Source organism: Silanimonas sp. (assembly GCF_027530345.1).
Classification (GTDB): domain Bacteria; phylum Pseudomonadota; class Gammaproteobacteria; order Xanthomonadales; family Xanthomonadaceae; genus Silanimonas.
The window spans coordinates 66,618-74,784 of record NZ_JAPZQK010000044.1 but is presented as its reverse complement, the minus strand read 5'-3'; the positions used below and the strand labels follow the sequence as shown (position 1 = coordinate 74,784).

Below are 8,167 nucleotides of genomic sequence, written 5' to 3'. Positions count from 1 at the left end.
CACTGCGACGAATACTCGGACTGGTGCTCCAGCACCATCCGAACCGAACGCTCACGCACCTCGGGTGCGTACCTCGCCAATCTGTTCATGCTCCAATCCTCTCAAGGTTCGGAGCCTCCGAGAAAGCCGGGGCGGTTCAGGGGGAGTTGCAAACCTTGCTGGACTTCGAGGACGCCCCGTCGTCCTTCGGACGCCCTTCCGGGCCGGAGGACCCGCGATCCGAAGCGGCACTGAACGCCGTGAACCAGCGCGCGAACGCGGCCGCGCGGCACTGCGACGGGCTGTCGCCAGAGCGCGCGTTCGCATCCCTCGCCCTGCTGCGCGCGGCGGCCCTCGCCGGCCAGCCGGACGCGCAAGCCGTCTACGCCGCCGGAGAAGGCTGGTTCCTCTCCATCCCTGGCGGCATGGGGCGGCCGGAGTTCGAGCAGTGGCGTCGCGAGGCCCCGATGGTGATCGCGCGCATGCTCGACGCGGGCCATCCGGAAGCGCCGGGCCTGCTCGCCGGCGCCTACAGCGGCCAGACCTGGCTCAGCGGGCTTTATGACACCGACCTCGAACGCGCCACGGCTTACCTGCTCCTCAACGCCCGACTGATGGGGAGGCCCGAGACCGCGGAGCGGCAGCTCGCCAAGGTCCCCGCCGAGATCACAGCCCGCGCGCGCCAGCAGGCGGAAGCGCTGTACGCGAGGCACTACGAAGGCCGCGCCGTGGGCAAGGCGACCTTCTACCTCGGTGCCGGGGTCAGGATGCTGCAATCGGACATTTTCGACGGCGAAACCAAGCCCGCCCCCTGCACGCCTCGGCCGGCGGCGCCACCCGCGGTCGACAGCCCGGTAGACGGGCGTTAGCATTCGCCACCCTTCGGGGAGTAGCCCTGCCAATCCATCGGCACCGCGCGTCAACATGCTTGGCCTGCACCGGCCATGGCGCGCGACCTCCACCACGGCCACGCCGTGCGGCAGCGGGCAAGACCGGAGACCCTGCGGGCGCCTGTGACCGGGCCGCCTGCACGGTCTTCGTTGTCTTCCACCCTGTTGCCCGGTCGAATGGAGCCCCGATGGACGCCCTTCTCGTTTCCACTGCCGCCGTCGCGATCGCCGAGATCGGCGACAAGACCATGCTGCTCGCGCTGATCCTTGCGGCGCGCTACCGCCAGCCTTGGGCGATCGTCGCCGGCATCGCCGTCGCCACGCTCGCCAACCACGCGCTGGCCGGCTGGGCCGGGGCCTGGGTGGCCTCGATGGTCTCGCCCGAGGTGTTGAAGTGGGGCGTGGTCGCCTGCTTCGCCGCCGTGGCCGCGTGGACGCTGATCCCCGACAAGATGGACGACGACGAAGCGCCGAAGCCCTCGCGCTTCGGCGCCTTCCTCGCCACCACGGTCGCTTTCTTCATCGTCGAGATCGGCGACAAGACGCAGATCGCCACCGTCGTGCTGGCCGCCAAGTACCACCCGCTCTGGCAGGTCGTGGCCGGCACCAGCCTCGGCATGCTGCTGGCCAACGGCCCGGTGGTGCTGCTCGGCCATCGCTACTCGGATCGCCTGCCGCTGACGGCCGCGCGCTACGCGGCGGCGGCGCTGTTCGCGGTGCTGGCGGTGTGGGTGGCGGTGAAGGGACTGGGCGGCTGAGGCCGGCGCCCGACTTCGCGCTTGACCCTAGCGCGCCGCGCAGTGGTCGCTTAGCGTTCGGAGGGGTCCTCCCATCGACGGAACGATGAACCGCGCTCGCCTTTGGATTTCGCTCGCCTTGCTGGTCGCGCTCCTCGTGAGCGCCGTCGTGATGTGGTCGGGCGTTGCATCTGAAGAAGCGCCACCGCACGCACCTCCGGCGCAGTCACAAACCACGCCAATGCCGGTGGACGTGACCTCGAGCGAATCCGTCGACGATGCCGCCGACCAGCAATCGGCGCGTGGCGAGGCCCGAGGGGCGACCTACTTTCCGCTTGGCGCCGATCCCGCAAACGTGATCGCCGAACTGACTCCACTCGCCAAGGCCGGCGACATGGCAGCCGCTTGCCGAGTCGCTTTGGAGCGGCTGGCTTGCGAGCAGGTGGGCCGTCACGGCGAAGCGATGCTGGAGCAGTTGCGCAGGGACGAACAACAAGCGCTCGCTCGCGCTCCCAACGCTGGAACGCCCGAATTGAGCGGGCTTCTGGAACAACGAGCGGATCGCCTGGCCACCCTCCAGATCCAACTCATCGAGCGCCAAGGCGCGTGTTCAAAGCTACCGGCCAGCCTCCAGTCGGACAGCACCGACTGGCTTCGAAGCTCGGCTCTCGCCGGGCACCCGGAATCCGTCCTCCGGTACGTCTTGGGCCAGTCTCTCGGCATCATCGAGGGATTCGAGGCCGAGGAACCACGACGCTTCGATTTCATGGGGCATCCGGGGTTCGCTGCTTGGCAACGTGAGGCCCCGTCGCTCTTGAACCAGTTGCTCGACAATGGGCGGCCCGAGGCGGCGTTCCTTCTCTTTCTGGCCTACAGCGACGACGCTACGCCCCTAAACGGACTGATCCGCGACGATCCGGTCGAAGCGGCGGCAATGCGCCTAGTGCTCAATGATTTCAGACCGGGACCGTCGTCCTCCGACCCCTTGCGCGGCTTGGACGGGCGTCAGCGGCAGAAGGCCACCGCCCGGCACGCGGCTCTCAGGGCGACCATGGCCGGACGTGCGATGGATCGGCGGCTCCTCAACCAAGGCACCGAGACCCCGTGGCTCGTCTTGTTGCCGGACGCTCGCAACACCGCGCCGCCCTGCCGGAACTAGGCATCTAGGCCAGGGCTGCTGCACCGCCCATTGCCCGCCCCGCCCCGACCCCCTACCCTGCCGCGGTTCCCTTTCCGGTCATCCCGATGTCACAGATCCTGTTCGGCCTCTTCGGCCTGTTCGTCCTCGTCGGCCTCGCCTGGCTGTTCTCCAGCCACAAGAAACAGGTCGACTGGCGGCTCGTCGGTACCGGCATGGTCATCCAGGTGCTGTTCGCGGCCTTCGTGCTGCTGACGCCCTTCGGCGAAGCGATCTTCGGCACCGCAGCGCACGCCTTCGTGAAGCTCTCGGGCTACACCACCGAGGGCGCGAAGATGATCTTCGGCGACCTCGCGACGGCGGACAAATTCGGCTTCATCTTCGTGTTCCAGGTGCTGCCGACGGTGATCTTCTTCGCCGCCATCACCGCCATCCTCTACCACCTCGGCATCCTGCAGCTCGTGGTGAAGGGCATGGCCTGGGCCATCACAAAGGTGATGAAGCTCTCGGGCGCGGAGACCACCTCGGTCTGCGCCAGCGTCTTCATCGGCCAGACCGAAGCCCCGCTCACGGTGCGCCCCTACATCGGCCGCATGACCGACTCCGAGCTGCTCACGATGATGATCGGCGGCATGGCGCATATCGCCGGCGGCGTGATGGCGACCTACGTGGCGATGCTGGGCGGCACCGACCCGGAGCTGCAGGCGATGTACGCCAAGCACTTCCTCGCCGCCTCGATCATGGCCGCGCCGGCCACCTTCCTGGTGGCGAAGATCCTGATCCCGGAGACGCAGGAGCCGCTCACCCGCGGCAGCGTCAAGGTGGAAGTGGAGAAGACCTCGGCCAATGTGATCGACGCCGCCGCGGCGGGTGCTGCCGACGGCGTGAAGCTGGCCATCAACATCGCCGCGATGCTGCTGGCCTTCGTCGCCCTGATCGCCCTGATCAACGCGATGATCGGCGGCGCCTCGAACGCCGTCGGCCTCACCGCCTGGCTCAACAGCGGCAACGACCCGCGCTGCGTCAGCGACGCCGCCTTCGCTGCCGTGGGCGGCAACGGCTGCGTGCAGGTGAACCTCGGCACGATCCTCGGCACCGTCCTCGCCCCGATCGCCTGGGTGATCGGCATTCCGTGGGACGACGCCGCCATCGCCGGTGGCCTGATCGGCCAGAAGATCGTCCTCAACGAATTCATCGCCTACCTGCAGCTCTCGCAGCTGCCGGTCGGTGCCGGCGTCGGCGCCATCAGCGAGGAAAGCCGCATCATCCTCACCTACGCGCTGTGCGGCTTCGCCAACTTCGCCTCGATCGCCATCCAGATCGGCGGCATCGGCTCGCTGGCCCCGGAGCGTCGGGCCGACCTCGCCCGCTTCGGCCTGCGCGCCGTGCTCGGCGGCTCGATCGCCACGCTGATGACGGCGACCATCGCCGGCGTGATGCTCAACTGGCACTGAGGCCGGACATGGCCGGCCGCGTCCTCGTCGTCGGCAGCTACAACCAGGACCTCGTGTGGGAGGTCGATGCGCTGCCGGCGCCGGGCGAGACCCGCGCCGGCCTCGCCTTCCGCTCGGGCCCGGGCGGCAAGGGCTTCAACCAGGCGGTCGCCGCGGCCCGCGCCGGGGCCGCCACCACCTTCATCGGCGCGCTCGGCGATGACACGCTGGCCGAAGGCGCCCGCGCGCTGGCGCGGGCCGAAGGCATCGACGCGCGCTTCGAGACCATTGCCGGCATCGCCACCGGCACGGCCGGCATCCTCGTCGATGCGCAGGGCTGCAACAGCATCGTCGTGGCGCTGGGCGCGAACGCGCGCCTGACCGTCGCGCATGTCGACGCGCAGGCCGAGGCCTTCAGCAACGCCGCCGTGGTGCTGGCGCCCCTTGAATCGCCGCTCGAGGCGGTGCGCGCAGCGATGCGGCTGGGCCGGGCCGCCGGTGCCCGCACGATCCTCAATCCGGCACCGATGCATGCCGATCTCGACGCGGCGGCGTTGGCCGATGTCGACCTGCTCACGCCCAACGAGACAGAAATGGCCGAGCTGCTCGCGCGCTTTGGCGCCGGGCACGTCGAGGCGAAGACCCTGCGCGATCGCACGGATGCGGAGCTCGCCGCCCTCTGCGCCCGACTGCCCGTCCGCACGGTGGTGATCACCCTTGGCGATGCCGGCGCCGTCCTCGCCCCCGGTGCGCGGCCCGGGGATGACGCACCTGTGACGATCGCCCGCGTGCCTGCCGCCGTCGTGCGGGCCATCGACACCACCGGGGCCGGCGATGCCTTCAACGGCGCGCTCGCGGCCGCCTGGGCGGCCTGTCCGGACGCCGACCCGGCCACCCTCCTGCCCTTCGCCATCCGCTTCGCCGGGCTCTCCACCGAGCGCCCCGGCGCGGCGGCGGCCATGCCCACCCGGGCGGAACTGGAAACCCGGTTCGCGTCCTGAAGCGGCCTTCGGCTAGCATGGCCGTTCGCTGAGGCTTACGACCCTGGAGGGAACCCGTGTTCGTCCTGATCGGTTACGTGATCATCCTCGTCTGCGTGTTCGGCGGCTTCGTGTTTGCCGGCGGCAACATCATGGTCATCGTCAAGGCGGCTGTGGTCGAAACAACGATCATCGGCGGCGGTGCGCTCGGGGCTTTCGTCGCCGGCAACACGATGAAGAACATGAAGGCCAGCATCAGCGGCGCGCTCGGCCTGCTCAAGGGGCCGAAGTTCGGCAAGGCCGACTACATCGAGCTGCTGAAGCTGCTCTATGAGCTGCTGATGAAGATCCGCAAGGAAGGCCTGATGGCGGTCGAGTCTCACGTGGAAAACCCCGAGGCGAGCGCGATCTTCCAGAAGTACCCGAAGGTGCTGGCCGACCACCACCTGCTCGACTTCATCACCGACTGCCTGCGCCTGATGATCGGCGGCAACATGAACCCGCACGAGCTCGAAGCCGTGCTCGAAGCCGAACTCGACGCCCATCACAAGGAAGCGCACGCCCCCTCGCATTCGATCCAGACGGTGGCCGACGGTCTCCCGGCCTTCGGCATCGTCGCCGCCGTGCTTGGTATCGTGAAAGTGATGGAGTACGTCGGCAATGCGCCGCCCGAGGTGATCGGCCAGAAGGTGGCCTCGGCGCTGGTGGGCACCTTCCTCGGCATCCTGCTGGGTTACGGCTTCGTGGGCCCCGTCGCGTCGGCGATGGGCACGCGTGCGGAAGAAGACAGCAAGCCCTTCGAACTGGTGAAGATCGCCCTGCTCGCGTCGGTGCGTGGCTACCCGCCGCCGGTGGCGATCGAATTCGCGCGCAAGCAGCTGTTCTCCGACATCCGCCCGAGCTTCGCGGACCTCGAAACCGAACTCAAGGGCGCGAAGTAAGCGCGCTCCGGCGGAGGCACGACCATGGCCGGCAAAGAAGAACAGCCGATCATCATCGTCAAGAAGAAGATCAACGCGGGCGGCCACCATGGCGGCGCGTGGAAGGTGGCCTACGCCGACTTCGTCACCGCGATGATGGCCTTCTTCATGGTGATGTGGCTCTCGGCGACGCTGCCGCAGGAGCAGCTCGGCGGCATGGCCGAGTACTTCAAGAATCCTTCGGTGCTGGAGGGCCTGTCGGTCGCCACGGTGCCCGGGTCGATGGGCCCGGGCGGCGCCGGTGATGCGCCAGTGCAGGTCTTCGACGCAATGAAGCCGCCGGACGGCGACCCGGGCGACGGCGAGACGGAGGACCCCGCCGAAGGCGGCGCGGCGCCGATGACCGACGAGGAGATCGAAGCCCAGGCCAAGGAAATCGAGAAGGCGCGGCTCGAAGACCTGAAGAAACAGCTCGAGGAAGCCATCGACCAGAGCGCGTCGCTGGCGGCCTTCAAGGAGCAGCTGCTTCTCGACATCACGCCGGAAGGCCTGCGCATCCAGATCGTCGACCAGCAGAACCGGCCGATGTTCGATTCGGGCAGCTTCCGCCTGCAGAGCTACACCATCAACATCCTCAACGAGCTGGCGCCCTACCTGCAGGGGGTGCCGAACCGCCTGAGCATCACCGGCCACACCGACACCACGCCCTTCGGCGGCGGGGACACCGGCTACACGAACTGGGAGCTCTCCGCCGACCGCGCCAACGCCGCGCGCCGCGCGCTCGTGAGCGGTGGCGTGTCGATGGAGAAGATGGCCCGCGTGGTCGGCGTCTCCGACTCCGTGCTGTTCGACAAAGAGAACCCCACCAACCCGATCAACCGCCGCATCAGCATCATCGTGATGAACAAAGCGACGGAAGACGCGGCGCTGGGCCGCAACGACGATCCGGCGGATGCCGACGCCGAGGCCGGGGAAGCGCCAGCCGAAGCCGCCGCCGAAACCCCGCCGGCCGGCTGAGCCGCGCCGGGTCGGAGGACGCTTCAGCCCAGCTCGCGCCCCGCGGCCGGCTCGCCGCGCTCGATGGCCTGCAGGTTCATCACGGTGGTCGCGGCAATCTGCGTTAGCGCCTCGCGGGTCAGGAACCCCTGGTGGGCGGTGACCACGACATTCGGGAACGTGAGCAGGCGCGCGAACACGTCGTCGTCGATGCCGCGCTCCGAGAGGTCACGGTCGAACAGGCCGGCCTCCTCCTCGTAGACATCCAGCCCCACCGCGCCGAGATGGCGTCGCTTCAACGCGGCGATCAGCGCCTTGGTGTCGACGAGGCCGCCCCGGCTGGTGTTGATGAGCATGGCCCCGGGCTTCATCGCCGCGAGCCGGCGGGCATCGACGAGGTGCTTGGTGGCCGCCGTCAGCGGGCAATGCAAGCTGACGATGTCGGCCTGGGGCAGGGCCTCGTCGAGCGGCACGAACACGCCGCCCAGCGCCTCGACGCGAGCCCGCAGGGCCGGATCGGGCTGCGGGTCGACGGCCAACACCCGGCAGCCGAGCCCCGCGAGGATCCGCACGAGCGCCGTGCCGATCCGGCCCGCGCCCACGACCGCGACGGTCTTGTGCTCGAGATCGAAGCCCACCAGCCCGTCGAGGGCCAGATTGCCCTCGCGCACCCTCTGGTAGGCCCGATGCGTCTTGCGGTTCAGGGTGAGCATCAGCGCGAGCGCGTGCTCGGCCACCGCGGCGGGGGAATACGCGGGTACGCGCAGCACCCGCAGCCCCAGCCGGCGCGCGGCGTAGAGGTCAACGTTGTTGAAGCCGGCGCAGCGCAGGGCGATTCCGCGCACGCCGCCTGCCGCGAGGGCCTCGAGCACGGGCGCGGAAAGGTCGTCGTTCACGAAAGCACAGACGGCCTCCGTCCCGGCCGCGAGCGCGGCAGTGCGCACGTCCAGCCGGGATTCGAGCGCCAGTGCGTCGATCCCCGCTTCGCGCAGGGCGCGGTCCAACGTATCGGCCTCGTAAGCACGGTGCGAGTACACGGCGATGCGCATGGGTCGGTTCCCTTTCCGTCGATGCCCCATCCTGACGCGGGACCG

Annotated in this window: 8 protein-coding genes; 7 read left to right on the top strand and 1 reads right to left on the bottom strand. The window is 69.0% G+C overall.

Translation table 11 applies throughout. The features are described 5' to 3' along the window. The first annotated feature begins 239 nt into the window (after window positions 1-239). The 7 genes from O9255_RS14265 to motB all read left to right on the top strand — a co-directional run bounded on the left by O9255_RS14265 (window position 240) and on the right by motB (window position 7,094). Window positions 240-848 (top strand): hypothetical protein, encoded by a 609-nt coding sequence (locus O9255_RS14265; RefSeq protein WP_297867538.1) that lies wholly within the window; start codon window positions 240-242, stop codon window positions 846-848. A gap of 209 nt (window positions 849-1,057) precedes the next feature. Next, window positions 1,058-1,627: a TMEM165/GDT1 family protein gene (locus O9255_RS14260; RefSeq protein ID WP_297867537.1), complete on the top strand. Its 570-nt coding sequence runs from the start codon at window positions 1,058-1,060 to the stop codon at window positions 1,625-1,627. 85 nt (window positions 1,628-1,712) lie between these two features. Continuing rightward, window positions 1,713-2,765: a hypothetical protein gene (locus tag O9255_RS14255; RefSeq protein WP_297867536.1), complete on the top strand. Its 1,053-nt coding sequence runs from the start codon at window positions 1,713-1,715 to the stop codon at window positions 2,763-2,765. Window positions 2,766-2,851: 86 nt separating this feature from the next. Further along, window positions 2,852-4,198: a nucleoside transporter C-terminal domain-containing protein gene (locus O9255_RS14250; RefSeq protein ID WP_297867535.1), complete on the top strand. Its 1,347-nt coding sequence runs from the start codon at window positions 2,852-2,854 to the stop codon at window positions 4,196-4,198. Between the two features lie 8 nt (window positions 4,199-4,206). Further along, complete coding sequence (locus O9255_RS14245) at window positions 4,207-5,178, top strand: ribokinase (protein ID WP_297867534.1); 972 nt, start codon at window positions 4,207-4,209, stop codon at window positions 5,176-5,178. A 56-nt stretch (window positions 5,179-5,234) separates the two neighbouring features. Continuing rightward, window positions 5,235-6,098: a flagellar motor stator protein MotA gene (gene motA, locus O9255_RS14240; RefSeq protein WP_297867533.1), complete on the top strand. Its 864-nt coding sequence runs from the start codon at window positions 5,235-5,237 to the stop codon at window positions 6,096-6,098. Between the two features lie 24 nt (window positions 6,099-6,122). After that, the gene (motB, locus tag O9255_RS14235; RefSeq protein ID WP_297867532.1) at window positions 6,123-7,094 is read left to right on the top strand and encodes a flagellar motor protein MotB; all 972 of its coding nucleotides are present in this window, start codon (window positions 6,123-6,125) and stop codon (window positions 7,092-7,094) included. Window positions 7,095-7,117: 23 nt separating this feature from the next. Here motB and O9255_RS14230 read toward each other — a convergent pair whose 3' ends face one another. After that, window positions 7,118-8,122, bottom strand: a complete 1,005-nt coding sequence (locus O9255_RS14230) for a 2-hydroxyacid dehydrogenase (protein WP_297867531.1) — start codon at window positions 8,120-8,122, stop codon at window positions 7,118-7,120. Window positions 8,123-8,167: the final 45 nt, after the last annotated feature.

What these genes read in the sequence shown, in the direction of transcription:
- O9255_RS14255 (WP_297867536.1), top strand. Translation starts at nt 1,713, where the DNA reads ATGAACCGCGCTCGCCTTTGGATTTCGCTCGCCTTGCTGGTCGCGCTC.
- O9255_RS14250 (WP_297867535.1), top strand. Translation starts at nt 2,852, where the DNA reads ATGTCACAGATCCTGTTCGGCCTCTTCGGCCTGTTCGTCCTCGTCGGC.
- O9255_RS14260 (WP_297867537.1), top strand. Translation starts at nt 1,058, where the DNA reads ATGGACGCCCTTCTCGTTTCCACTGCCGCCGTCGCGATCGCCGAGATC.
- motB (WP_297867532.1), top strand. Translation starts at nt 6,123, where the DNA reads ATGGCCGGCAAAGAAGAACAGCCGATCATCATCGTCAAGAAGAAGATC.
- O9255_RS14245 (WP_297867534.1), top strand. Translation starts at nt 4,207, where the DNA reads ATGGCCGGCCGCGTCCTCGTCGTCGGCAGCTACAACCAGGACCTCGTG.
- O9255_RS14230 (WP_297867531.1), bottom strand. Translation starts at nt 8,122, where the DNA reads ATGCGCATCGCCGTGTACTCGCACCGTGCTTACGAGGCCGATACGTTG.